The 25,596-nt window shown below is 63.0% G+C and carries 23 protein-coding genes and 1 pseudogene; 16 read left to right on the top strand and 8 right to left on the bottom strand.

All coding sequences use genetic code 11. The features are described 5' to 3' along the window. The 13 genes and pseudogenes from ABD53_RS13995 to ABD53_RS13935 all read left to right on the top strand — a co-directional run. Positions 1-585, top strand: a pseudogene (locus ABD53_RS13995) (alanine dehydrogenase); the annotation flags it as partial. Continuing rightward, the gene (locus tag ABD53_RS13990; protein WP_047866422.1) at positions 582-1,514 is read left to right on the top strand and encodes a hypothetical protein; all 933 of its coding nucleotides are present in this window, start codon (positions 582-584) and stop codon (positions 1,512-1,514) included. The pseudogene ABD53_RS13995 and the gene ABD53_RS13990, both read left to right, overlap by 4 nt. After that, the gene (gene scpB / locus ABD53_RS16205) at positions 1,511-2,185 is read left to right on the top strand and encodes an SMC-Scp complex subunit ScpB (protein ID WP_084709708.1); all 675 of its coding nucleotides are present in this window, start codon (positions 1,511-1,513) and stop codon (positions 2,183-2,185) included. Before ABD53_RS13990 ends, scpB begins: the two co-directional genes overlap by 4 nt. Next, positions 2,185-2,886, top strand: a complete 702-nt coding sequence (locus ABD53_RS13980) for a pseudouridine synthase (protein WP_047866421.1) — start codon at positions 2,185-2,187, stop codon at positions 2,884-2,886. The genes scpB and ABD53_RS13980 overlap by 1 nt, the downstream gene beginning before the upstream one ends. After that, a complete protein-coding gene (gene aroA / locus ABD53_RS13975) occupies positions 2,883-4,256 on the top strand; it encodes a 3-phosphoshikimate 1-carboxyvinyltransferase (protein ID WP_200900404.1) in 1,374 nt (457 codons plus the stop codon). The genes ABD53_RS13980 and aroA overlap by 4 nt, the downstream gene beginning before the upstream one ends. 2 nt (positions 4,257-4,258) lie before the next feature. Continuing rightward, on the top strand, positions 4,259-5,047 hold the full coding sequence (cmk, locus tag ABD53_RS13970) for a (d)CMP kinase (protein ID WP_200900403.1): 789 nt from the start codon (positions 4,259-4,261) through the stop codon (positions 5,045-5,047). Further along, positions 5,044-5,691: a lysophospholipid acyltransferase family protein gene (locus tag ABD53_RS13965; RefSeq protein ID WP_084709707.1), complete on the top strand. Its 648-nt coding sequence runs from the start codon at positions 5,044-5,046 to the stop codon at positions 5,689-5,691. Before cmk ends, ABD53_RS13965 begins: the two co-directional genes overlap by 4 nt. A 26-nt stretch (positions 5,692-5,717) precedes the next feature. Beyond that, on the top strand, positions 5,718-7,025 hold the full coding sequence (der, locus tag ABD53_RS13960; RefSeq protein ID WP_160309705.1) for a ribosome biogenesis GTPase Der: 1,308 nt from the start codon (positions 5,718-5,720) through the stop codon (positions 7,023-7,025). A gap of 225 nt (positions 7,026-7,250) precedes the next feature. Next, on the top strand, positions 7,251-9,872 hold the full coding sequence (locus tag ABD53_RS13955; RefSeq protein ID WP_053058105.1) for a sugar phosphate nucleotidyltransferase: 2,622 nt from the start codon (positions 7,251-7,253) through the stop codon (positions 9,870-9,872). An 85-nt stretch (positions 9,873-9,957) separates the two neighbouring features. Beyond that, on the top strand, positions 9,958-10,344 hold the full coding sequence (locus tag ABD53_RS17545; RefSeq protein ID WP_053058104.1) for an RsiG family protein: 387 nt from the start codon (positions 9,958-9,960) through the stop codon (positions 10,342-10,344). After that, the gene (locus ABD53_RS17875; protein ID WP_084709705.1) at positions 10,329-10,790 is read left to right on the top strand and encodes an FHA domain-containing protein; all 462 of its coding nucleotides are present in this window, start codon (positions 10,329-10,331) and stop codon (positions 10,788-10,790) included. The genes ABD53_RS17545 and ABD53_RS17875 overlap by 16 nt, the downstream gene beginning before the upstream one ends. 70 nt (positions 10,791-10,860) lie before the next feature. Next, a complete protein-coding gene (gene ftsR / locus ABD53_RS13940) occupies positions 10,861-11,838 on the top strand; it encodes a transcriptional regulator FtsR (RefSeq protein ID WP_084709704.1) in 978 nt (325 codons plus the stop codon). 88 nt (positions 11,839-11,926) lie between these two features. Then, entirely contained in the window at positions 11,927-12,457 is a 531-nt protein-coding gene (locus ABD53_RS13935) for an adenine phosphoribosyltransferase (protein WP_047866418.1), read from the top strand. 53 nt (positions 12,458-12,510) lie between these two features. Here ABD53_RS13935 and ABD53_RS16700 read toward each other — a convergent pair whose 3' ends face one another. Further along, a complete protein-coding gene (locus ABD53_RS16700; RefSeq protein ID WP_152670788.1) occupies positions 12,511-13,578 on the bottom strand; it encodes a tyrosine-type recombinase/integrase in 1,068 nt (355 codons plus the stop codon). 140 nt (positions 13,579-13,718) lie between these two features. Between ABD53_RS16700 and ABD53_RS13925 the strand changes: the two genes are divergently transcribed. Beyond that, positions 13,719-14,456 carry a glutathione S-transferase family protein gene (locus ABD53_RS13925; RefSeq protein ID WP_235401656.1) on the top strand — a complete coding sequence of 246 codons (738 nt, stop codon included), beginning with the start codon at positions 13,719-13,721 and terminating at the stop codon, positions 14,454-14,456. A gap of 53 nt (positions 14,457-14,509) precedes the next feature. Here the strand turns inward: ABD53_RS13925 and ABD53_RS13920 are convergent, their stop codons facing one another. The 7 genes from ABD53_RS13920 to ABD53_RS13890 form a co-directional block, all read right to left on the bottom strand. Further along, the gene (locus tag ABD53_RS13920; RefSeq protein WP_053058102.1) at positions 14,510-14,842 is read right to left on the bottom strand and encodes an SCP2 sterol-binding domain-containing protein; all 333 of its coding nucleotides are present in this window, start codon (positions 14,840-14,842) and stop codon (positions 14,510-14,512) included. Between the two features lie 626 nt (positions 14,843-15,468). Beyond that, positions 15,469-16,056 carry a metallophosphoesterase family protein gene (locus tag ABD53_RS18040; RefSeq protein WP_407690116.1) on the bottom strand — a complete coding sequence of 196 codons (588 nt, stop codon included), beginning with the start codon at positions 16,054-16,056 and terminating at the stop codon, positions 15,469-15,471. A 438-nt stretch (positions 16,057-16,494) separates the two neighbouring features. Beyond that, entirely contained in the window at positions 16,495-17,841 is a 1,347-nt protein-coding gene (locus ABD53_RS13910) for an SPFH domain-containing protein (RefSeq protein ID WP_084709700.1), read from the bottom strand. Then, complete coding sequence (locus tag ABD53_RS13905) at positions 17,842-19,611, bottom strand: SPFH domain-containing protein (protein WP_084709699.1); 1,770 nt, start codon at positions 19,609-19,611, stop codon at positions 17,842-17,844. It lies immediately after the preceding gene. Positions 19,612-19,766: 155 nt separating this feature from the next. After that, positions 19,767-20,660, bottom strand: coding sequence for an NAD-dependent epimerase/dehydratase family protein (locus tag ABD53_RS13900; RefSeq protein WP_047866416.1), 894 nt, complete (start codon positions 20,658-20,660; stop codon positions 19,767-19,769). A 112-nt stretch (positions 20,661-20,772) separates the two neighbouring features. Beyond that, positions 20,773-21,855, bottom strand: coding sequence for an NAD-dependent epimerase/dehydratase family protein (locus tag ABD53_RS13895; RefSeq protein ID WP_047866415.1), 1,083 nt, complete (start codon positions 21,853-21,855; stop codon positions 20,773-20,775). After that, complete coding sequence (locus ABD53_RS13890; protein ID WP_047866414.1) at positions 21,852-22,820, bottom strand: NAD-dependent epimerase/dehydratase family protein; 969 nt, start codon at positions 22,818-22,820, stop codon at positions 21,852-21,854. Before ABD53_RS13890 ends, ABD53_RS13895 begins: the two co-directional genes overlap by 4 nt. 563 nt (positions 22,821-23,383) lie before the next feature. Between ABD53_RS13890 and ABD53_RS13885 the strand changes: the two genes are divergently transcribed. Together ABD53_RS13885 and ABD53_RS13880 are read left to right on the top strand one after the other, a co-directional pair. Beyond that, positions 23,384-24,628, top strand: a complete 1,245-nt coding sequence (locus ABD53_RS13885) for an inositol-3-phosphate synthase (RefSeq protein ID WP_047866435.1) — start codon at positions 23,384-23,386, stop codon at positions 24,626-24,628. 10 nt (positions 24,629-24,638) lie between these two features. After that, complete coding sequence (locus tag ABD53_RS13880; RefSeq protein WP_200900401.1) at positions 24,639-25,595, top strand: HD domain-containing protein; 957 nt, start codon at positions 24,639-24,641, stop codon at positions 25,593-25,595. Position 25,596 lies beyond the last annotated feature (1 nt).

Here is a 25,596-nt window from a genome sequence, read left to right as displayed (position 1 = left end):
CGGGCTGCCAGTGGCCTCGGCGCGGAGGTCGTCGTCCTCGACCGCGACCTCGATAGGCTGCGGCGTTTCGAGGAGGAGCTTCCGGGGGGCGGGATAACCACGCTGGCTGCGAGCCGGCTCTCCATCCGGGACGCGGTCCTGCGGGCCGATCTCGTGATAGGCGCCGTGCTGGTCGTGGGCTCCAGGACCCCGCACCTGGTGGACCGCGAGACGGTCCGGGAGATGAAGTGGGGCAGCGTTATAGTGGACGTGGACGTGGATCAGGGCGGATGTTTCGAGACCTCCCGGCCCACGACGCTCGCGGACCCGACCTTCGTCGAGTCCGGGGTCATCCATTACTGCGTGAAGAACGTGCCCGCCGCCGTTCCCGTCACCTCTACCCGGGCGCTATCCAACGCGCTGCTGCCTTACGTGAAGAGGGTTGCCGGCGTCGGCCTGGTGGATGCGCTGAACGCGGACCCGGCCCTGCGGCACGGCGTGGCGGTTGCCGAGGGGAGGATAGTTGGCCCCACGCTGGCCCGAGAGTATGGCGTGGAGCACCAGCCTCTCACCTCTCTGTTGCCGCTGCACGAGGAGATCCGTTGAGTAGCGTACCCGGCGGGCGGGGCGCCTCGCAGACCTCACAGACCTCACGGGCGCTCTCGGAGTTCACTGTCGAGCTCGAGGTGTACTCCGGCCCCTACGAATGGCTGCTGGCCCTGATCCTGCGCGACGAGCTTGAGATCTTCGAGATCCCGCTGCACGAGCTCGTGGGTCTCTACCGGGCCGCCCATCCCGCCGACGCGGGGGGGCTACAAGAACCACAAGAGGTACAGGATACGGGGGAGAAAACCGGGCCGCGCGCGCTCCAGAACTTTCAGGGTCCGGAGGAGGCGATACAGCGGGCGCTGGAGCGGGATACGGACTTCGTGGACTCGGCGACCTCGCTGGTCTTGCTCAAGAGCCGGACGCTGGCCCCGGCGGCGGAGCCCGACCCCGAGGAGGCCGAGGAGGAGATCTCACCGGAGGAGCTCGCCGATCGGCTGGCGGGCTACCTGAAGGTGAAACGCGCCGCCGAGAGACTCTCCGGCCGACTGGCGGACAACGCCGGCCACTACCCTTCCGCCCACGAGGCCCCGCCTCGTCCTGGACAGCTCGAGATACGGCCTTCGCGGCTGGCCCGGGCGCTGGGCCGGGCTTCTGCACGCCTCAAGGAGCCCCCGACCCGGCATCTCGGGCCCATCACCGTCACGCTGCAGGAGCTGGCGGATGTGATCCGGGTCTCCCTCTCCCGCTCCTCCGGCTCGCTCTCTTTCGAGGAGCTGACCCGGGGGATGGACCGCCTGCGCGCCGCGGTGACCTTCGCCGCCGCGCTCTCCCTGGCCTCGGAGGGCAACGTAAGACTCTCCCAGTCAGAGCCGATGGGCCCGCTCATCCTGGAGCCGCCGCAGCGGAGAGAGCAGAGAGAGCAGAGAGAGCAGAGAGAGCAACGAGAGCCACGAGAGCAGCCAGAGTCGCAGGAGAAGCAGGCTTGAGCCAGAGTCCGCAAGGTCCACAGGATGCGCATACGCCGCACCCGTCGCACCCGCCGGGTGCCGGGGCGCTCATCGAGGCGGTCCTTTTGGCCAGCGCCCGACCGCTCTCCGCCGGGACCCTGGCCGCCGCGACGCTCCTCTCTGTCGAGGAGGTCGAGGCCGAGATCCCGGCCCTGGAGCGGCGTTACTCGCCGGCTGATTCCGGTATCGTGCTCCGCCGCGTCGCCGGGGGCTACCAGCTCGCGACCAACCCGGCCTGCGCCGAGGCCGTCGAGCGGCTGCGCGGCGAGTCCCGCCCGGCCCCGCTCTCGGGGGCGGCGACAGAGGTGCTCGCCACGGTGCTGTACTTCGGGCCGTTGACGCGGGCGGCGGTCTCGGCCTCGCGCGGGGTAAACTCCGACGCCGTGGTGCGGAGCCTTATGGACCGGGGCCTGCTGGCCGAGTCGGGCCAGGACACCGCCGCGCCCGGTTCCCCGGCCACTCTAGAGGTGACGGAGCGGTTCCTGGTCGCCGCCGGCGCCGCCTCCCGGGATGACTTCCCGGCTCTTGAGAGCCTGGTGGACGGCGAAGAGCTAGACCGGGTGCGCGAGAAAGTAGCCGGTCCCCCCGAGACTCCGAATTCCACACAGACCCCCGAAAATACCGAAAGCTCCGAGAGCGAGGACGGGTAGTGCGGCTGCAACGCTACCTGTCGCGCAGCGGCTCGGCCCCCTCCCGACGCAAGGCCGAGGAGATGATCCAGACCGGCCGGGTGCGGGTAAACGGCCGCGTCGCGACGATTGGCGACGGAGCCGGCTCCGACGACACGGTCGAGCTGGACGGGGAGCCGGTCGAGCTACCCGTCGAGCACGCATATCTGGCCCTCAACAAGCCCTCCGGCTACCTGACGACCCTGCAAGATGAGCCGGGCAAGAGCCGCCCCACGGTGACCCGGCTGATGCCGCGGGTACCGGGCCTCGTGCCGGTCGGCAGGCTCGACGCCGAGACCACGGGCCTCCTCCTGTTCACCAACGACGGTGCGCTGGCCCACCGCATCACCCACCCTTCCCGGGAGGTGGAGAAGGAGTACCTCGTGACCGTCTCCGGCAACGCCCCGGAAGGTGCCCTCGATGCCCTCGCCGCCGGCCCGGACCTCGACGACGGCCCGATGTCCCCGCCCGGGCTGCGGGACGTCGAGACCTCCGGCCTCTCGACCAGCTTCCGGCTGACCATCCACGAGGGCCGTAATCGCATAATACGCCGGGCCTGCGCGGCGGTCGGCCTGGAGGTCGTCGGGCTGCACCGGATCCGGGTCGGTCCGGTTGCCGTAGGTGAATTGGAGGCCGGAGAGTACCGGAGCCTGTACCAGGACGAGCTGGAGAGGCTGCCTTGAGCGGAGATGGCGGGAGATACGAGAGGCACGAGAGCTACGTCTCCGGTGTGCCGGGCGAGGACTTTACGCTCGCCGGGGTGCGGGGAGAGTTTCCGGAAGAGATGGAGATAACGCCTCTCGGGAGGCCGGTGTACGCCAACGTGTCGGTGCCGGGCTCGAAGAGCGTCACCAACCGGGCCCTGGTGGTGGCCGCGCTCGCTGCCGGGGACTCCGTGATCCGAAACTCCCTCTTCTCGGAGGACTCGTACTGGCTGATGGACGCCCTCGTCAGGCTCGGGTTCCGGGTCCGGGCGGACTCCCGCGAGGGGACGGTAGAGGTCCGGGGTGGCGGCGGCGCGGTGCCCGGGGGCGATACCGAGGTCTGCGACGTTTGCGTGGGCAACGCCGGCACGGCCGCCCGGTTCCTGCCCCCGGTGCTCGCCCTTGGCGGGGGGGCGTACCGGATCGACGGGGTCCGGCGCATGCGCGAGCGTCCCGTGGCCGACCTCGTACACTCCATGCGCGGGCTCGGTATATCGGTCGAGTACGCCGGCGAGGAGGGCCAATTCCCGCTCCTGGTGCGTGGGGGCGGCATCGCGGGGGGTGAGACGACGGTCGAGGTCTCAAGGAGTAGCCAGTTCCTGAGCGGCCTCCTGATGGCCGCGCCCGCCGCGGACGCCCCGGTAACACTGAACCTCTCCGGTGAGCTCGTCAGCCGGCCCTACGTCGGCATCACGACGGGCGTGATGCGGCAGTTCGGCGTAGAGGTCTCCGAAAGCCCGGGGCGGTATCTCGTCCGGCCCGCCGTATACGAGGCCCGGGACTACCACGTCGAGCCCGACGCCTCGGCCGCCTCGTACTTCTTCGCCGCCGCAGCCCTGACCGGGGGCCGCGTCACCGTGCCCGGCCTCGGCCAGGGCTGCTCCCAGGGGGATCTCCGGTTCGTCGAGGTCCTAAGGAGCATGGGCTGCTCGGTAGAGGTTAGGAACGCGGAAACCGAGGTGCGAGGACCCGAACTCTTCCGGGGGGTCGAGGTGGACATGAACGATATCTCCGACACCTTCATCACCCTCGCCGCCATCGCCCCGTTCGCCGCCGACCCGACCACCATCACCGGAATCGCCCACACCCGCCATCAGGAGACCGACCGCATAGCCGCCGTCGCCACAGAGCTCCGCCGCCTCGGCGTCGAGGCAACGGAAACTCAGGATTCTTTACGCATAATACCCAAAAAGAAGCTCTCCTCGGCAAGGATCGAGACCTACGGCGATCACCGTATCGCGATGGCGTTCTCTCTGGTGGGGCTGATGGTGGAGGGTGTGACGATCCTGGACCCCGACTGCGTCACCAAGACATTCCCCGACTACTTCGAGCGTCTCGGGAGGCTGTAGGCTTGTCGGACCCGGCTCAGACCCGCCGGGGCGGTATCCGGGTCCGGGTATCGGATATACTGCCCGGGATGAAACCGGAACCCGAAGACGCCACGAGCCTCATAATAGCCATAGACGGTCCCGCCGGGAGCGGTAAGAGCTCCGTCGCCCGCGAGGTCGCCTCCCGGCTCGAGGCCACGAACCTCAACACCGGAGGCCTGTACCGGGCCGTCGCGCTCGTAGCCTTGCGGGACGGTGTGGATGTTACGGACGGGCCCGGTCTCGCCGGTTGCGCGGCACGCCTGGAGCTGGACGGAGAAGGTGTCAGCGCGGACGGAGCCCGGATACCCGAGCCGGATCTCAGGACCCCGGAGGTATCGGCCGCGGCCTCCAGCGTCTCCATGCACCCGGAGGTGCGGGAGGTGCTGGGCGAGGTGCAGCGACAGGCCGCGTCGGGGGCCTCCAGATATGGCGGGGGGGTCGTAGAAGGCCGGGACATAGGCACGGTGGTCTTGCCGGAGGCGGATCTCAAGATATTCCTGTCCGCCTCCGCCGAGGAGAGAGCCCGCCGCCGGGCGGCCCAGACCGGCCGTGAAGAGGAGATAGAGCGGATACGGCGGGCGATACAGACCCGGGACCGCCAGGACAGTGAGCGCGAGGCTTCGCCTCTAAAACCTGCCCGGGACGCCGTGATCCTGGATACCACCTCCCTGGCTTTGGATCAGGTCGTAGAGCGGATAACCGGGCTCGCCGCCGACGTCCAGGGCCGGGCGTCGAACAGGGGAGAGCATCAGGGGGTTGGTGGAGCTTGAGTGCCCCCGAGGCTCCACAGAAGGTCTCTATCGGGATCTCCCGCAGGTATGGACTTTTCAGGAGGGTGGTCGTCGCCGTGGCCGGACTGTTGCTCGGTCTCAGGGTTCACGGCGAGGAGCACGTTCCCCGCACCGGCCCCCTGATAATCGCCTCCAACCACCGGCGGTATCTGGATCCCGTATACGTTTGCATGGCGGTGCCGCGCAGGATCCAGTGGATGGGAAAGAAGGAGCTGTTCGTCTTCCCGTTCGCCGGGCTCTTCTACCTCATAGGCAGCTTCCCGGTAGACCGTCAGGGGGGAGGCCGCGCAGCGCTGCGGGCCGCTCTGCGCTATCTGGATCTCGGCGCCGCGCTGGGCATCTTCCCCGAGGGCACCCGCAGGAGGGAGACCAGGACAGACCGGGAAGCCCCGAAAAGCGGGGCCATAATGCTCGCTTCCCGCAGCGGGGCGCCGGTTCTTCCGGTCTACGTCGGGCCGGTCCCAAACCTCCTGCAGAGGCTAAGAGGCGAGCGCCTTGAGATACACCTCGGCGAGCCCCGCGTCATCCGGGAAGGCGGGCGGAGATCATACGCAGCGGCGGCCGAGAGCCTGATAAGCGATATCTATGACCTACCCAAGGCCCCAAGCGGCGGGGCCGTATAGTGGAGGCCCGGGAGCCGGGGCTGCCGGTGGTCGCAGTGGTAGGCGCGCCGAACGTCGGCAAGAGCTCCTTCATAAACCGGGTGATCGGCCGCCGTCAGGCGGTGGTCGCCGACGAGCCGGGCACCACCCGGGACCGGGGATACCGCCGGGCGGAGTGGTCCGGACGCGAGTTTACCCTGGTGGACACCGGTGGCATAGAGCCGGGCTCCCGCGGCGGGGCCCCGAGCCTCTCCAGCCTGGTCACCACGCAGGCCCGGGCCGCCGCCCGAGAGGCTGACGTGATCCTGCACCTCGCAGATTCAAGGCTCGGTGTGACCGAGGCCGACGCCGCCATATCCCGCGAGCTCCGCGGGGTGAGCGGCACGGTACTGCTCGCCGTGAACAAGCTGGACAACCCCGCCGACGACAGCGCGCGCTACGAGTTCTACTCTTTAGGCGAAGGCGAGCCGTACGCGATCTCCGCGAGCCACGGGCTCGGCTTCGGCGACCTACTGGACGTGCTGGTCGCCGCCCTCCCGGAGCCGGAAACCCCGGACGAGGCCGAAGACATCCCGCGCATTGCGATAGTCGGCAGGCCGAACGTCGGCAAGAGCACGCTCCTCAACCGGCTCCTGGGCTCCGAGCGGGCCGTGGTCTCGGAGCTGGCCGGAACCACCACGGACTCCGTGGCAGGCGAGCTCGATATGGGGCAGGACGGACGCTACCTGCTGCTCGACACCGCAGGTGTGGGCCGGGACGCCCGCAAAGCCGACGGCCTGCCCTACTACTCCTACCTGCGCACCGAAGAGGCTATCCGACGCTCCCACGTCTCCCTGCTCCTCGTGGATGCCGTCGAGGGCCTCGTAAACGGAGACCTGCGAATAGCGAGCATGATCGCCGAGGCCGGCCGCTCCTGCGGCATCCTGGTGAACAAAAGAGACCTCGCCGACCCCGACCGCCTCGACTGGGTGGAGCAGACCCTCTCCGCCCGGCTCACCGACCTCAAGCCCCCGTTCCTCTCCGTCTCCGCCCTTACTGGAGTCGGCGTCGAAAGGATCCCGGAGCTCTCCCAAAGCCTATATAAATCGTATAATACTAAGATTAGCACGCACGAGCTGGCGGAGTTCGTAAACGAGCTGGTCTCTAGGACGACGCCGCCGAAAGGCGTGAAGATCCGGTACGCCACACAGACCGGACAGGCCCCGCCGAGGTTCGCAATATTTGCCAACAGGCCGGAGGACCTTTCGGACGGTTACATGAGGTACATCGAGAACTCGCTCCGCAAACGGTACGATCTTTTTGGGTGTACCATCAGGATCAAGGCGATGAGCAGCCGCAGCGGACGCAAGGGGTGACAATAGTAGCCTGTAAAGCAGCCAGTAACCCCCACAACTTCTTGTAGGACGGAGGAGTTCCGGGGCTAGGGCTCTGGATTTAGATACCGCGTGTCCGGGTAAGACGTTCGGGGCGGGGAGAGTATGGAGGAGGCTAGACGTACCGTCCGGGGGAGGTAGACCCGGCAGTAGGTCACGCTCTCCACTCCCTGTAAGAGTCTCAAGAGTCTCAACGGAGGTATGTCCTTGAAGGCCGTAATAATGGCGGGCGGGCAGGGTACGAGGCTCAGGCCGCTCACGAGCAATCAGCCGAAGCCGATGATCCCGATAGTCGGCGTCCCGTGCATGGAGCACATCGTAAATCTCCTCAAGCGTCACGGCTTCGAGGATATCGTCGTGACCCTGCAGTTTATGCCGGATGAGATCCGGGACTACTTCGGGGACGGCTCCGAGTGGGGCGTGAACATGCGCTACTCCGTCGAGGACGTGCCGGCCGGCACGGCGGGCTCCGTGAAGATGGCGGAGGAAGAGATCAAGAGCCTCGGAGACGAGGATGAGAGGTTCCTGGTCATCAGTGGCGACGCGCTTACAGACTCGGACCTTACGGAGCTTCTCAGGTTCCACGACGAGAGGGGCTCGGAGGCCACGATGGTCCTCAAGAGCGTCGAGAACCCGCTGGACTTCGGCATAGTGATAACCGAGGAGGACGGGCGCATCTCGCGCTTTCTGGAGAAGCCCGCGTGGGGCCAGGTATTCTCGGACACCGTGAATACTGGTATATACCTGCTCGAATCCTCGGTGCTGGCCGAGATACCCGACAGGGGAGAGTATGATTTCTCGGCGGATCTCTTCCCGAGGCTCCTGGAGGACGGTAGGCCGATGTATGGATACATCACCGGGGATTACTGGGAGGACATCGGCACCCTAGAGCAGTACTCCGCCGCCCAGCGCGACGTGCTCGACGGCAAGGTTGGCGGCGTCCGGCCTCCCGGCACCAGGCTGAAGGAGAGCATCTACGTGGGCCAGCGGGTGCAGGTGGACGAGGAGGCCCTCTCGGGGCCGGTGGTTATAGGGGATAACTCCAGGATAGAGGAGGGGGCCTACCTCGGGCCGTACTCCGTGATAGAGGCAAATACAGTCGTCTCCGCCGGAGCCTCGGTAGAGCGCAGCGTGATCGCGGACGGCTCGTATATCGGGGACGGCGCGGAGCTAATCGACACGCTCGTGGGACGCTCGTCCTACATACAGCCCAGGGCCCGGCTACTGGAGCGGAGCGCGCTCGGCGACGATGTAATAGTCGGCGAAGGAGCAACCGTATCGCCCGAGGTAAAGGTGTACCCGCACAAGACGGTCGAGAGCGGGGCAAACGTCACGCAGAGTCTGATCTACGAGAGTATGGGGCTGCGTACCCTGTTCAAGGGTGGGGTGGTCTCAGGTAAGTTCAACGTGGACGTCACGCCGGAGTTCGTGATCCGGCTAGCCTCCTCGCTCGGCACCACGCTCGATCCGGGTGCTATAGTCACGGTCGGCAGAGACGATTCTCTTCAGGCCCAGGTCTCAAAGCGCGCGCTCGTGAGCGCGATCAACGGCACCGGCATCAGCGTCCGGGACCTGCGCGCCGCTCACGCGGGAGTCGTGCGTCACGACGTTCTCGCCGGCAAGGCCTCGGCCGGGGTTCACGTCCGCTCCGGCTACGACCGGGATGACGTGGAGATACTCTTCTTCTCCTCCGACGCGACACCGATGACAGAGGCCGACCAGCGCTCGGTAGAGAAGGTGTACGTCCGGGAAGAGTACCGCCGCGCCTACGCGGATGACATAGGAGAGGTGATCTACCCCGGACGCGCAGTGGAGCAGTATGTCGAGCGTCTGGAGCGTGCCCTCGACCGCAGCGGTACCTCCGGTATCACCATAGTCGTGGACTTCTCGGAAGGGGTCGCGAACCTCGTGGCGAGCCGGGTCTTCTCACGTCTCGGGGTCAACGCCGTCGTGCTCTCCGGGTTCTCGAACGCCAACGTTGCCAGGGTGCCCGGGCCCGGCGCAGGTGGCATCACCGGTGCCTCAGGCCACGCCGGCCAGGGTGTTTACGGTACGCAACATACGCAAGATACTAAAGACACTTGTCTGGCTCCGGAGGCCCGGGAGAGGCTGGATAGGGTAGGGCGTATAGTCCCGAGTGTCGGGGCGGCCTTCGGCTGCGTTGTGGGCCCCACAGGAGAGGATCTGCAGTTCGTAGACGACCGGGGCGAGCTCGTACCCCCGGGCGTTATGCTTGCCTGCGTCATGCACACCCTGGCTCCCCCAAGGGCCGTCCTTCCACTAAACCTGACGAGCAGGTACGCCGACCTCCTTGGCGGCGGCGAGCTCCTCGAGAGCCGTACCGGCCTCGGCAACGTGTCCCTCAAGGCCTCCGAGGAGGGGGCGACCCTCGCTGGGACCGGTGACGGCCGCTACATATTCCCCGATTTCCTCCCGGCCCCGGACTGCTTCATGACGATAGGAAAAGCCCTGGAGCTATTCGGGCAAGGTGGTCTGTCTCACCTCAGAACAGAGATCAGCGAGCCCTTCGGTGGCGTGGTGTACCGGGAGCTAGAATGTCCGTGGACCGAGAAGGGCCGGGTTATGCGCGGCCTCGCCGAGAGGTTCGGCGGGGACCCGGATGTGATACTCACAGACGGCATAAAGCTTAACCTGGACGATGGGTGGGTGCTCATGCTTCCCGACCCGGACAACCCGCTCTTCTACGTCTACGCCGAGCACACCGGTAACAGCGGGAACCCCGAAAGCGTGGCCGACAAGATGGCCGACGAGCACGCCGATCTCGTCGGCTCCTTGATACAAGATACGCCCCCCGACACCGGCTCTTGAGACCCCTGAGATTACCTGGTACGGGCGGCTCTACCCGTATTGCTTTAGTGTGTACTTGAGGTTGAGGTAAGGTTATAATTATAGGATGGGAGAGACAGAATCACCTTTTGAGTGGGAGGACTTTCCGGACCTGACAGTCTCCTCTGAGGAAGAGCTCAAGGACCATCTCCAGTCGCTCGTCATAAAAGAGGCCGAGGTGAGCTACCGGCGGCGGGTTCTCCAGGGTAGGATAGACCTCCTCAGAGCCGAGCTCGTCCGCCGGGGAAAGTCTTCCGTCTCGGCTGGCGAGCTCGCCCAGGCCCTGATTGACGGTGTCGGCGATGCCGACCTCGATGACCCCCGAGCTCCCGGATCTTCCGATTCTCCCGGAGCTCCTGACGAGACTGCTGAGTACGGAGGTGGCGGAGTCGGAGACACCGACGATCCCGGCGACCGGGGTAAAAGCGGGAGAGAAGAGTGGAGGGGGCCTTGACCAGGTGCCCCGAATGCGGCGCTAACCTCGGGGAGGGGATGAAGTTCTGCGGTGAGTGCGGGGCTCGCCTAAACCCCACTCAATCCACAGTCTCCTACTCCCCGGGGTTCTTTGATGAGGATCCCGAAGGTGCGGAGGACACCTCTGACACGGCCGCCCTGATAGAGCTCGACCAGGTAGAGGGGACCGCCGGGCGCAGGATGCACGACGTCGGGCATGACAGTATATCCATCGGCAGAGGCCACGTTAGTGACATAGTCCTCGACGACGTTACCGTCTCCCGGGAACACTCTCGCATAGCCCAGGAGGAGCGGGGGTTCAAGATACTGGACGCCGGCAGCCTGAACGGAACCTACGTCAACCGCGTCCGCGTCGATAGTGTCTACCTGAGAAACGGGGACGAGATACAGATCGGTAAATACCGTTTCAAGTTCGTGTTTACTTGAAGCGGGAACTCGTGAAACCATGAAAATTATGGAGCGCTCAAAACACCAGCGCACCAGGGGGTGAGAGACTTTGGATAGGGTCGATAGGTCCGAGAGGAAAAACTTTGATGGCTCCGAGGGTTCCGAGTCCTCTTCGGTCCGTCCACCCACCGGAAGCCCCTCTACCGAGCCAGAGCCTTCAAACGAAACCCCGAATATATCCACTGGCGGATCCGCCGTCGAACGCACTGAAGTCACTGAAGAGGCTACTGAGGGGGCCACTGGCGGGGCTGCAGAGGATGTGAGACCTTCACCCTTCGGTGGCCCTGCTGGTGTTTACTCTGGCGACCCTCACACGAGATACACGATCGGTGAGGTCGTCTCCGAGCTTCGCGAGGATTTTCCCTCCCTATCCGTCAGCAAGGTGCGTTACCTCGAACGCAGGCGTCTCCTGCAGCTAGAACGTACCAGCGGGGGTTACCGGCTCTTTACGGACCAGGATCTCCGACTCCTCAGGCTCATACTCGGCCTCCAGGAGCGGGAGTACCTCCCGCTCGAGGTTATAAAACAGCGGATTGATAGTGGCATAATACATAACGGCGACACGGGTAGTTCGGGAGGGGCGGGCGACCCCTCAGGGTACCCGGAGATACAGTCTCAGGAATCAGACGATTCAGACGAGTCACGGGTCTACACGAAGAAGGAGTTTTGTGAGCTCCTAGGCGCTGACTCCGGGTTTATAGAGGAGCTTGTCTCGGTCGGAGTAATAGGGAGGGGCAGCAGCGGTAACCGGGTTAGCCTGGAATCCCGGGATCTCGAGATAGCGAGGATGGCAGTCGAGATGTCGCGGTATGGTATACAGCCCCGCCACTTGAGGGGTATAGTGGCAGCCGTAGAGCGTGAGGTTGCGATGTTCAAGCAGGTTCTCAACCCGGAGCTCAGGAGCGGCGACACCCAGAGAACAGCCAAAGCGATGGAGAGTGCGCGTTACCTGGCGTCGGTAGACTCCCGGCTGAAGGAGCTTATAATGTCCGGCTCTATAGAGTCTCTCGAGGGAAATTCGCAGTAATTTTCTCAGCAAGAAGGTGAGAAAATCGGTAAGGACCCGGTAGGGAATTTGTAGATCTTTAGATGGTCAGGAAGTGGGGCTAGGCCTGTTGTCCAGACTAGAGAAGGTCAAGGAGTATATAAGGGAGGTCCCGGACTATCCCACAAAAGGTGTTTCCTACAAGGACATAACCCCGCTTATAGAGAGCGCCGGCGTCATGAACGACACGGTTGACCTCATCTCCGAGTCAGTCGAAGACGTCTCATACTCCAAGGTACTGTGTGCCGAGGCCCGGGGCTTTGTGTTCGGCACCGCTCTGGCCTACAAGGAGCGTAAGGGTATAGTGCTCGCCAGAAAGCCCAACAAGCTCCCTAGAGAGACCATATCCCAAAGCTATGACCTTGAGTATGGCTCGGACTCACTAGAGATACACGGGGATTCTGTGTATACAGGAGAGAGGGTTCTGGTGGTAGACGACCTCCTCGCCACCGGGGGGACCGCTAGGGCGATGTGCAGGCTCGTGGAGTCCGCAGGCGGCGAGGTCGCCGCGGTTGCATTCGTTATAGAGCTCTCTTACCTGGACGGGAGATCACTGCTCCCTGAGTATCACGTGGTAAGCCTGGTACCCTACGACGAGTAGGACATGAATTGTAACCGTTGCAACTCTTCACGCACCTCTACTACCCCAAGACCCTAAGGGAGATCCAGCAGAGAAGCGGCCTTCCGCTTGGCCTGCTCACCTCTCCTGTCATAGCGGGCCGTTGTCTGTACGTTGGCGTGCCCGGCCAACTGCTGAACGGTAGATATATCCGCCCCCCGGTCCAAGAGATCCCCAATAAAAGTCCTCCTGAGATCGTGCGGCGTAAAAGCCGCCACACCGGCCTCTCGAGCCCTCCTCTGCAATATGTATAATACTCCTTGATCAGTCATCCCGCGCTCCATTACCTTCTCTGACTTCGATATAGGTCTAAAGAGGGGTGATCCCGAGGATTCTTTATCGGATCCTCGGGGATACAAAATAGACAGCCAGAGATCCAGCGAGTCTCTTGCGGACGAGTTTATGGGACAAGTGCGGTCTGCATTTCCCTTGCCGGACCTCACGGATAAGTAAGCGTAGCTATCAGGTTCTCCATTCCCGCCTAAAGATCCGACATAGTCCCGAATCTCTAGTGCCGCTACCTCGCTTCTACGTAAGCCAGAGCTGTACATTACCGCGAGTATCGCATAGTCCCTTGTTCCTCTCGTACTGTTGTCATCTGAGGAGCAAGCAAGGAACACACGGCTCAACTCATCCTGTGAAAGCGCGCGTCCTTTTGGCTCTCTGGTTCCTTTCACGGCAGAGACGTCACATGCTCTTGAGAGGTCTTCCGGTGAGAGATAATCCAGCCTTACGCACTCTCTGAGGACACCCTTTACCGAGGATATTATCTTGTTAGCCGTGGAAGGGGCGTAAACCTCTGATACGGCTGACCTGACTGCTGCCATATGCTGATACCTCATCCTACTCCAGTCCAACGTGAGAGCATCGGATAACCCTCCAGACAAGAACCCCGCTACCATGTCCAGTGAGCTCTTCATAGTCCTTCTCGAACCGTGAGACAAGGAAGATAGATATATAAAGACCGGATGTGAGTCCTCTGGGAATCTTGTAGAACCTACTAGAGAGGTACTAGAAAGTCCTTGATTGCCCTTATGATCTATCTGGTAACGTTGTTCTTGATTGGACTCGCTGATCACCTCGTACCTCACATCGCTGTTCACTAAGGAACCTACTTTCTACGATAATCCAGCAATTACTTTCGGGAAGGTACATTCTCATAAGTAATTTGTAAAGGCAAGGGTGGAGTGGGTTATTTTAGAATCTATCTGGTAGAAAGTGAGGTAAGAAACTGCCAGGCGGCATGACACACTGGGAGACGAATAGGAAAGGTGAAGAAGTTATGGGGATGGATCTCTACTACTGGCCGACACCGAATGGCTGGAAGGTATCTATTATGCTGGAGGAGGTCGGGGCGGATTACGATGCCGTTCCCGTGGATATAGCTGCGGGAGATCAGTTCAAGAAAGAGTTTCTAGAGATTAGTCCCAACAACAAGATGCCCGCACTGGTGGACCATGACGGTTTCGGAGGGAAAGATACCGCGCTGTTCGAGTCTGGAGCGATACTGATCTACCTAGCAGAGAAGTACGGCACGCTATACGGCGATTTCAAAGAGGAAAGGCATGTGGTAAACCAGTGGCTAATGTTCCAGATGGGCTCTGTAGGCCCCATGCTGGGACAAGCTCACCACTTCAGACAGTACGCACCGGAGCGGATCGAATACGCCTATGAGAGATATACAAACGAGGCCGCAAGGATATATGGGGTGATGGACCGTCATCTTGAAAACAACGAGTTCTTTGCGAGAAGATACTCTATAGCAGACATAGCAATACTCCCCTGGATAATACCCCATGATAACCAGGGACAAGACCTAGAGAACTATCCGAGCCTCGGGAGATGGTACGAAAACATCAAAAACCGGGAAGCGGTATCTAGAGGCCTAGATCTTGGGAAAGAGTGGCGGAAGCCCACTAGCGAGATTGATGAAGAGACACGAAGGATACTGTTCTCTAATAAGATTCCTGAGTCTGAGTAAGCTGATAAGCCTGACATCGCCATATACTAGGAAAGAGAGAAGTATTATACGTCCTACTGGGCTCCGAGGATCTGCTGGAGTTTCATGGCTTTGTTCGTAGCACCCTGGACCTTGAGTTTGCCAGTGACAAAGGCACTCATTGGCTTCGTACGGCCTGAGACTATGTCGAGCCAGTCTTTCTCAGAAGAGGTTATCGTGCAGTCCGGGTGGACATCATCGGCGGGTGAAAGCTCTCCGACATCACCCGACTCGGTAAACTCGAATATCCAATCGCCGGCATCCTTGATATTGAACTTGAAGAGACCGTTAAGGCTCTTTGCCTGATCAGGGGTCACTTCCTGGGAGATATGGTCGAAGTACTCTTTAGCGGAGCCATACTCGGGCACGATTTTTACTCCTGCTGTCTCTTACACCGTACTGACATCGTGGGATTTTACTCTACAAGTTTCACGCAAGGCGGGGGCCGGAAGTGCGGGGGTTGGTCTGAGTAGGATGGAGCAGGGTAATATCCGCCTCGATAGTGCTTGATCCCCTGAAGAGAGCGACGGACACACGGTGGTTACCGTCCCTGACAAAGTACCTGTCCTCTACCATATAAAGGCTTATGGGAGGAACCGGGGTACCGAGGTGAGAGGAGTGTTGGAAGGCTTTATAGACCGCCTCCCACCTTTCGCGGAGCCCGTTGTTAAGAGGGAGAAATCTATCATCGAAGTCCCGGCTCCGGGAGACACTGCCACGTATGTCCGAGAGCGAGACCTTTCTCATGCCGAGAGGAACCTTCTCTATAATCCCGGATAGGGCGACACTAGATCTCGCATCTTCAAAGGGTTCCAGGCTGATACGGTGGAGACCGTGTCTAGCCCGGGCCCAGGCATGACGGAGGATGGCCTCCCTACGGGCCCTGGAGAATGCCTTCTTGGCGGCATCGTGGGATTCACTGGGGTATACGTCTCTCATCTAGTAAGAGGTGAATTTACAGCCTCGGGAGAAACGCCGCAAGAGGAACTATAGACTAAAGATCAAGCAGGCGGTATCCGTAAGCGTTGACGACGCGCGTTGAGCCTAAGTTAAGGTCATGCGAATCATCGTTATCATGTCTGCCGTAGAGGTGGACGTGGCCGTGGACCCACAGCTCCGGGTTGTGCCTCCGTGTGAGATCTAGGAAAGCCCCGAAACCCCTGTGACACAGGTCCCCGGCATCCCCGATGCCTCTGGGGGCAGCATGGCTCACGAATACGGTAGGGAGACCCTTACCAAAAGAGCGACTGATCCTTAGCCTGCGAGAGATTGACCGGCTGGCACGAGACATCTGACGTTCCGTGTACTGATTGGAGCCTCCCGAGTACCACATACAGCCGGACAGCCCAGCTATAGAGAAGCCCCCGAAATCCTCGACCCGGCCACCGATGGGTATGCAGCCCCCCGGGTGCTTTCCGGTATCGTCCCTGGGATCGTGATTCCCCCGGACATAGAAGAGAGGAACTCCGATAAAGGTTACGAGGTACTCCAGGTAATCGAAAGGGAGGTCCCCACAGGAAAGGACTGCCTCTACCCCATTAGTAACAGATTCTAGACCAGGACCCTGGAGTAACGGCTCCACCCTGTCGCTAACTGCAAGTACTCTCAAACCTGTATTTCTCTCTTCTATATAAGCTATATATAAGCTATATGATATGGTGACTACAGTAGATTACAGAAGTATTATGCATCACCCGGCATCAACCCTCAAGTGTCGAAGAGTATCAGGGATAAAGAGGTAGTGTATAGGTAGTGTGTAAGATGCGGAAATATAGTTCCGACCCTGACCAGGATCTTAGAAGAAGAGAGATGTCTCAACCAAGGAGTGTAAGGCTCGTAAAAGAGACAGAGCTTACCTTTGACCATCGCAAGATAATAGACGATGCAATGCAGGGTGCTTAGAATAGCATCGGCGGCCCCGATGGGGTCATTACGATTACGCCATGAGGGAAGAATACCGGCGGTAAATCCGACGGATATTCGTTATCAGCGTTATATACCCTGCTTCATCTAGTTTCGTCTAGTCTCCTCTCTCTACACCTGTTACCGAGTCCAGGGCATCCCCGGCGCGGCTCCTAGGATCTCCTTTACCTTGACGAGGGTGTCCGTTGGGCTCCTCAGCACCGCCACCTAAATCACCTGACAGCTCTGGTATCAGACGGGCCATGATCATGGTGGACAGAGCGGACTGCTCACTCCCCTCTCCGCGGACGACCACGGGCCTCGGGGCTCCACGCAGTAGCTTCTCGCCGACCTCCACTCTCCGCAGGGCGAGCTCGTACTGCACAATAGCCCGGTTATCCCGGTGGGATTGGCCGAGATACTTGAGCTCCCGGGCCTCGTTTTCAGCCTCCGTGAGCGAGGATCTCCCCCTGGTCTCTATCTCAAGCCTGACACGCTGCGCCTCCGTCTCACGCTCCTCGAGCATCCTGGCGACGTCCTGACGGGCCTTGTTCCTTGCCTCGTTTACCTCTATCAGCCGGGCGTCCCGTTCCTTTTTCGAGCGCTCTATCTCCATTAGCACCCGGTCTATCCGGCGCTTTCGGGTAAGCTCCCACTCACGCTCGTAGGCGGCAAGCTCCTTGGCGACGCGCTCCCGCGTTGCGAGGTGTTGCTGGTACTGGTCCGGCAGCTGAACATCCGGGATGTTCGCGCCGAGTATCCTTACACCGTAGCTCTCCAGCTGACGGTTCAGATACTCCTGCATATCTCCTACGTCGCTGCCGCGCAGGTCGTACGCGCGCTCGGTCTCTACCCGCCGGCTACGGCGCCTTATGGCATCCTGAACGGCGCTTGAGAGCACCATGTCGAAGTTAGAGGCTCCGATGCTGCGCACGAAAGCTACCGGGTCCGTTATACGGAACTTGAGGAAGAACTCTATCGATTTTAGCGGCACGTTCTCTCTCGTCGGGCACACGGCGACCGGGGCCAGATACGGAATCTCGGTCGCCGTGTCAACCACCGCCTCGACCTTGTCCCACGGCCTCCACAGATAGTGACGCCCGGGCTCAAGCGTACCCACTATCGCCCCGTATCTCGAAAGAACCCCACTGGTGCCCTGCTCGATCTCGACTATCGACCCCCGCCACAGCCACAGGGCGGATATCGCAAGCAGAAGAACCCCGGCGCTGGCCGCAAGCCCCGAGAGGGCAATAACACCGACAAACAGAGCGGCGCCAAAGAGATAAAGCGAGAACCCGAGTGGCAGCAGCCATCCATACCGACCGCGGTCCTTCGGTATCACAACCGGGACTATGTACCCCTCATCACCACCCCTCAGATACCGCCTCACCCCGGACCACGACGCAACCTCCTCCTTTATTTTCGAGAAGTCCCGGGTACCAACAGAACCACCGGAGTCTGACATCTAGTCCTCCCCACCGTCGACGGAGTTGTTGGATCCACTACCGGAACTACTAGAGTTACCTCTGGAATCCTCGGGTTTCTCAGGCCCGTTAGGTCTGTTAGTGCTTTCAGTGCTGTCGGTGCCAGTACCGTCTGCATTACTTGTATTATGGGTATGATTTTTGTCGTCGCCGATTCGCTCTACACGTTCCTTTACGGCTTCGTCGGTGACGGAGCGTCGGATCTCCTCTACCCTATCCTCATCTCCGCCTCCGGCATCGTCTTCTTGGGGAGCTTCATCGGCGTCATCGGCGTGAGCGGTTGAGAGGCTTTGTATCTCCTGCTGGCGCTCCTCGATACGGGTTTGGATCTCCTCGATTCTCCTGCGCAGGCCTTCCATGTCCTCCTCGGAGTACAGCGGCTCCTCGCGGGTGCCGATCATGCGCCGAGCTATCTCCAGGAAGTCCACGTTGCCGTCGCCGCCCTGTTCGCCTAGCTGGACCACCCGGGGCAGCCGCTGTGCGACTGACTCCAGCTTGTCGAGCACCTCGCGCTGGAAACGGTACTCCAGTATCTCCGGCGCGCCGGCGCTGGATACGGCCCGGATGTCCAGGGCCTGGGCCTCTAGCAGAGCCGCGTTCGCGTTCGCCTCACTCTCGGCCTCGACCAGCCGCTGACGGGCCCGGGCCTCCGCGCCGTTGGTCTCCCGCTCGCGGGCGGTGTCCATCTGAGCCTGGTAAGCGGCTATATCGGCGGTTATCTCGGAGAGCGTCTTGCGGAGCTCGGCGAGCTCCTTGTTCAGCTCACCCTCGTCCTGCTCCTTGCGGAGCCTGAGCTCGTACTGATACGTGTACGCCTCCTTTGCGACCCGGACCATCTCCGGGGAGGCGAGGTCTATCCTATACTCCTTGCTCGAAGGCTCGGCGTGGGTGATGTTCGCGTTCGTGAACCGCACGGCGGGCAGGAACTGGTCGTTGAGAGACCCCATGAAGTTGTCCGTATCCTCACCAACGAGATCGTAGATATCCTCGGCGCGCTGCTCGTAGATGAGAGCCCGGGTAACCTCGCTTATGGCGTTCTCCAGCTTGTCGGAGAAGCCCTTGACCCCACCAAGGGTGAACACGAACTCCGCAGGCTGCTCGATGCGGAACTGGAGAAAAAGATCCACGGAAGCGTTGACCCTGCCGGAGGTCGGGGCCTCCCGGATCGGCGCGTTGTAGGGGTACTCCCGGACGGTGTTTACTATGTAGCCAACCTGCTTCCAGGGGTTAAACAGTAAGATACGTCCCGCACCCACGGTATCCTCAAGCCTGCCGAAGCGCGTGATCAGAGCCTGACATCCGTCAGGCACCATTACCACGCTCTGCCTCCACCACGAGAACAGCGCCAGAAGGGCGAAGAGAAGCCATAGATGAGGCCCGGCAACCGCCAGGGCCAACCCTCCAACCCCGGGTACGGCACCGAGCCCGACCGACAGGACGCCGACCACGACGAACACGACGAGCAGCCCTATGGGCAACACCCTCCAGAAAAGAGACTGGCGCTCGGGTATCACCACCGGGTACACCACGTTGGTAAACTGTCCCGAGGGACCCCGCTCCGGGAAGCTCCGGTTCGCGATCTCAGACGCCTCGGACAGCTTCGCCGGGCTCTGCTCTATCCGGGTACCGGCCGCCCCGCCGCGCTCCCTGACGGACAGAAAGTCAGACTCGTTTACACTGAACTCCTCTATTTCACCATCCTGCGTCAACTCCTCCACCGCATCCTGCGCCCGCCTACGCACCTCGGACATGATCACTCCCCTACTTCGGATGCTCCGGATGTGCCGGTATGTACCAGTGAGATAATCAAGACACCACCCGTAATTATAAGACTATGCTCCAGATCATACTATCCCCCAGACGATCCAGGCACCACTTCCGTACAGCTTTTTAGTATTATGCGTTATTACCTCCTGGATTCCCGGATGGTCTCCCTGAGTCCCTCGGGCAGGCTGTGGCGGGGTTTCCAGCTGAGGTCTTCCAGGATACGGTCTACATGCAGGCGGGATCCCCGCACGTCTCCGGGGCGAGGCGGGGCGTGGTGAGGCGAGATCCCGGTACCGAGCTCGTCCTGGAGGCTTTGCAGGAGGCCGAGGAGGGTGGTCGAGGCTCCGGTGCCGACGTTCCAGGTTCCTTCTGAGCGGCTCCCGAGCATGGTGAGGAGTGCGTCTACAACGTCGCCCACGTACACGAAGTCCCGGGACTGTAGGCCCGTGCCGTAGATGGTTACCGGGGAGCCGCACAGCAGACGTTCCAAGAATATGGATACTACCCCGCCTTCGAGGTCGGAGCGTTGTCCCGCTCCGTAAACGTTCGCGAGCCGGGCTATGGCGAACGAGAGACCGCTGAGACCGACGTACCGCTCGGCGAGGTACTTGTGCGCCCCGTAGTAGCTCGTGGGGTCCGGCAGCGTGAGCTCCGTCGCGCCATCGGCTTCTCCATATACGGCGCCACCGGAAGAGAGGAACACGAACCTCCCGGAACCGGCCGCTATGGCACCCGAGATCACGTTCTCCGTACCTTCGACGTTTACCGCCCGGTCGCGCCCGGGGTCTGCCACGGAGGCGGGGACGCTGATCTGGGCGGCGGCGTGTACCACGGCCCACGGAGAGAGGCGCTCAATCTCGCCGATTACCCCGGGGTCCGCCACGTCCGCCTCCAGAAACCGGACCCCAGCAGGCAGGCTTGCGGCACTACCGCCGGACAAATCGTCCAGCACCGCAACCTCCAGACCATCCGCCACTAACGCGGATACCAGTCGAGACCCGATGAACCCCGCCCCACCGGTGACCAGTATCAAAAGATAGCCCCAGCCTGTACTGTATTATGCGTTGATTTCGTGCTGGACCAGTGTCTCGTATTATCGGGGCGGGTTCTTGTGTGTCTTGTGTGTTTTGCCGGCGAGACCTGGATCACGGCCCGACTCCGTGCCACGCTCGGAGGAGATCGCGCTCACGATGGTAAGTCAGGCCGGCCGCGAGGTTCGAGGGGTCCTGGGCGCGGGGTCCGAGCCATCTCAAGGTGTCGCGGGCGGTCTCTACGGTGGGTCTGAAGCACAGGCCGGCGTCTATGGCGCGGGAGGAGTCGACCTCGTCGAACGGTATCTGGGGCTCCGGAAACCATAGGGGGCGCTTCTCCTCTGTAACGTCTTCGAGATGGTGCGCCAGAAAGGTCTCATCCACCCAGGTCGGACGCGGATAGGCGGTGGCCGCCGGGACAGCAGATTCAGACTCTGCCAGCTCGGCCGCGGCCCGGCGGCAGGTATCCAGGACCTCGGAGATGGGCTCGCGGCGGCCCGGCCCGACGGCGTTGTAGATTCCCCCCGTCCCGGAGGCGAGCATCCGGACCATCCACAGGGCGAGATCCCGGGCGTCGGTAAACTGTACGGGACGGTTCGGGTCCCCGGGCGCGAGCACCTCGTGTACGTTAGCGGGCCCAGCCCCGGTCCCCGCAAGTCCCGACAGCCCAAACGCCCGGGCAAACCTCGCGGGCCACCAGCTAAAGCGGTCGGTCGGGTCCCGGGGGCCGACCATTATCCCCGGCCGTACGATAAAGGTCTCTCCGGAGAACTCCCGGAGCACCGCGCTCTCGCACCCGAGCTTTGCCAGGCCCCTCTCCTGGAGCGGGTCCTCGGACGGGGCGTCGCCGGATACCCTCAAAGGGGACTCCTCGTCCACTACCCGCGGGCCGTGCGGGTGATAGTTGGTAATGCCGGAGACGAAGCCGTAAGCCCCGGCGGAGCCGGAGAAAAGCCGGGCGGTCTCGGCGACGGCTTCCGGGTCGGAGAAGGTGTCGAGCACGGCGTCCCATTCCCTACATTCCCTATCTCGCAGGGCAGAGAGGTCGCCGTGGCGGTCGCCGTAGAGCATCTCTACTCCGTCGGCCGGGGCCTCGCCTCCCCTGGTAAAGACCGACACCTCGTGACCTTCGCTTATGGCGGCGGTGACCGCGTGATAGCCGAGAAACCCGGTGCCGCCGAGCACCAGGAGCCTCATCTGACACCGCCGTTACCCTCTGAGGAGCCCGGAGGGGCGTAGGAGCCGGTGGCAAGCTCCTCGAGGACCGGAGGGCCGGAGGGCTCCCAACAGAAGAGTCGGCGGGCGCGGGCGCCCGAGAGCCGCTGGCTGAGGACCAGGGAGTCCGCGTAGACGCCAAGCTCGCGGCGCGCCTCGGAGAGGGGTAGGGGCTGTGGGGGATCTCCCGAACCGTATAGCAGGCTTGCCTCGGCGGCGATCTCACGCACCGGCACGGGGCTCGTGCCGGCGGCGACCACGAGGGTCCCGAGAGACCCGCCGGTCCCATCAGGCTCGGCGCGAGCCAGGATACGGGCGTAGAGGTCGCCGAGGTCGGGCCCCCTGTGGACCAGCGTCCACAGGGGGCCCGAGCCCGGCGCGTCTCCCACCACGTACCGTGCCGAGCCGCGCTCCCGGGCGGACTGCACGAGCTCCGCGACCACTCCCCCGCCCCCGCCGTATACCAGCGCGGGCCGGACCACGAAGGTGCTCACCCCGTGGCTCGCAGCGGCCTCCAGTACCCATCGCTCGACCGCCGGACGCCAGTGCAGGGAAGGCGCGGGCTCCGGCGGGGTTTCCTCGTCCGCGAGCGGGTCCTGCGGCGAGCCCGGCGTCTCGCCCATGACCCAGCCGCCGCTGGTGTATACGAAGGTCCGTCCCGTGCCCCGCAGCGCCCGCAGAGCGTCCTCGACCGCGTTCCTGTCGGCCTCTTCGGCTTCTGAGTCTCCGGTCGTGGCGGCGTGGACGACGGCGCCGGCACCGGACTCCAGTATGGCCCGCGAGAGGTCCCCGGGCCGCTTCATATCTCCGGGATACGCCGCGTAGCCCCTGCCCCGCAGCTCTTGCGCCGAGGCCCGCGAGCGGGCCAGGCCACAGACCTCGTATCCGGCACGGTCCAGGGCGGCAGCGACCGCCGAGCCCACGTAGCCCGTGGCCCCCGTAATCATCACCCTCCCCGCGGAGCCGGAACCTCGGTCCGGCAGAGCATCCGTCAACGTACCCCCTTGGAATCTACGAGTTCTACGAGTGGGACCTACGAGATCCTCCGGCATCAAGAACCTCGAGAACCTCGAGAACATCAAAACCGGCAGACGCAGGGTAACCGGGTCTGCCGGGGCGGCCGTAATGGCTATGACAGTGCGAGTTTCGCGCCGGCTTCAAGGTGCATATCTCACGGGATCTTCATGGGCGTTTCTCAGCGCGAGGGCGTGCCGGGAGAAGGCCGGAACTATGTTAGCTAACACAGCGAGGCCGTAGGAGGCGGATACACTACGGCTCGCTCGTACCGTTGAGGGATGTTGGGAAATCAGGAACGCTTTGACAGGAGCCAGAGAGTCTGGCGTCGGCCGAGAGCTTCGGCTGAGAAAGTACCGAAAAGTACCGAAAAGTACCGGAGCCGGGATACAGATCCCGGGTGAGGAGCCATCAATTGCAGCAGAGGCAGCCAAACGGCGGAAAAAGCAGCGAAAGGAACGGCGAGGAGAGCGGCGGGGGCCGCTACAAGAGCGGGCTGGGCGTGGCCGTTGTGGGTCTCGGAGGGGCGGTCGCCTCGACGGCGGTCGCCGGGACGGAGCTCATGAAGGCCGGGCTCGCCGGGACGGAGGGCCTGCCGCTGGCGGAGGCCAGCGTACGAGACGAGGGCGGAGAGGCGCGGCCTCTCAAAGGTACGGAGGAGATGGCTCTTTACGAGGATCTGGTCTTCGGGGGTTGGGATCTCTCGGGCGACGATCTCGCAACCGCGGCGGAGAGGGCCGGGGTTCTGGACTACCGGCAGCTAGAGGCCATCCGGGAGAGGCTCGGGGGAGTTACGCCCTGGCCAGCCGCCTTCGACAGCGAGTTCTGCCGCAACGCCGCCGGCTCGAACGTGGTCGCCGCCGACGGCCACCGGGCGAAGGTAGAGGCGATCCGCGCCGACCTCCGGGACTTCAAGGAGCGTAACGGCCTGGACTCGGTGGTGCTGGTAAACCTGGCCTCGACGGAGAGGGTGGCGGACATATCCGCGCCGGTCCTCTCCACCATAGACGCTTTCGAGAGCGGCCTGGACGCCGACGCGCCGGAGATAGGTCCGGCGATGCTCTACGCCTACGCCGCGATCAGCGAGGGCGCGCCGTACGTGAACTTCACCCCCAGCGTCGCCGCCGACGTGCCCGCGATAAAACGCCTCTCAGAGCTCAGGAACGTCCCGGTCTCGGGCAAGGACGGCAAGACCGGCCAGACCATGCTAAAGACCGTGCTCGCCCCGGCGCTGCGCTCGCGCGCGCTGCACGTCGAGGGCTGGTACTCGACCAACATGCTCGGAAACGGCGACGGGCACATCCTGGACGACCCGGACTCCCTGGCCTCCAAGAACGCGACCAAGGGGTCTGTGCTGGATCACATGCTCGGCTACGAGGTCGAGAACCACATAGTCTCGATCCACTACTACCCGCCGCGCGGCGACAACAAGGAGGCCTGGGACAACGTGGACGTCTCGGGTTTTCTGGGCAAGCAGATGCAGCTCAAGGTCAACTTCCTCTGCGGAGACTCGGTGCTGGCGGCCCCCCTCGTAATAGAGCTCGCCAGGCTATCCGACCTCGCCCGCAGGCGGGGCTCCGGCGGGGTCCAGGAGCAGTTCGGACATTTCTTCAAGGCCCCGATGACCGTGCGGGACGGCGACTCCCCGGACCACGACTTCTACCGCCAGGAGCAGCGGCTATTTGACTGGATCTCCAACGGCGCCGCCTCCGCGGGCCGGGTAGACTCCGCCAGCGCGTAGGTTCCCGGACGTGAAGAGAACCTCAGCAGAGTCCGTGGCGGCCGGGATACCACCGTACCTCTCCCTCCTCTCCGAGATCGGGGACCTCAAAAGGGTCCGGGCCGCCCGGCTCGAAGGCAGCGTCGCCGACGCCCACTTTCGGAGCTCGTGGGCCGCGCTAAGCAGCCCCCGTGGCGGCTCCGAGGCCCTGGACACCAGGGATACGGCCCTCCACGCGACCGCCTCGGCGCTATGCTCCGCCCGGCTCGGCGCGGTGGACGGATCCGTGCTCGCCACGGGCGGCCTCTCGTCGCAGGAGGCGCGGGAGGTGCTCCTCTCTGGATTCGACGCCGTCTCCTCCCCCATACCAGAGCCCCTGCTGGGTGAGCTACGGGCCGCTGTGGCGGTCCCCGGAGCCCCGGCCCCCGGGCACCACAGTACAGGACAGGCCCCGGGATTCGCCGCCGCCCTGGCGCGTCAGCCCCGGGCCGGAGCAACGAGGCCCGGCAGGCCGCGCCTGATCCTGGAGCCCCCGGAGTCCCACGCCGAGCACTGCGCCACGGTCGCGGTGTACGGGGTAATACTCTCCGGCTTCTTCGAGGCGGACCCGGCCCCCGTGTTTCTGGCCGGCCTCGCCCATCACCTGCACAACGCCGGGCTCCCGGACTCGGGCTTTACCGGTGAGGAGCTGCTCGGCGGGTATCTGGAGCGGGTGGCGGGGAGGTTCCGCGAGTCCGCGCTTGCGGAGCTGCCGCAGACGCTCCGAGAAGAGACGGAGGCGTGCCTGGAGACTACCCGGGACGCCGACAGCCCCGAGGGCCGGGCGTTCCACGCGGCGGACGTTCTCGACCGGGTGCTCCAGATGCAAAACCACGAAAGACAGGCGGGCTTCACCCTGGATCAGGCGCTCGGCGAGATGGACCTCGTCCACCCGGGGCCCCTGAACGAGTTCCAGGACGCCGTACTCTCACAGGCAGGGCTACGATAAG

It is taken from the genome of Rubrobacter aplysinae, assembly GCF_001029505.1.
In the GTDB taxonomy this organism is placed as follows: Bacteria; Actinomycetota; Rubrobacteria; order Rubrobacterales; family Rubrobacteraceae; genus Rubrobacter_A; species Rubrobacter_A aplysinae.
Note: the sequence above shows the minus strand (reverse complement) of the source record. Positions and strands in the feature narration are given on the sequence as shown.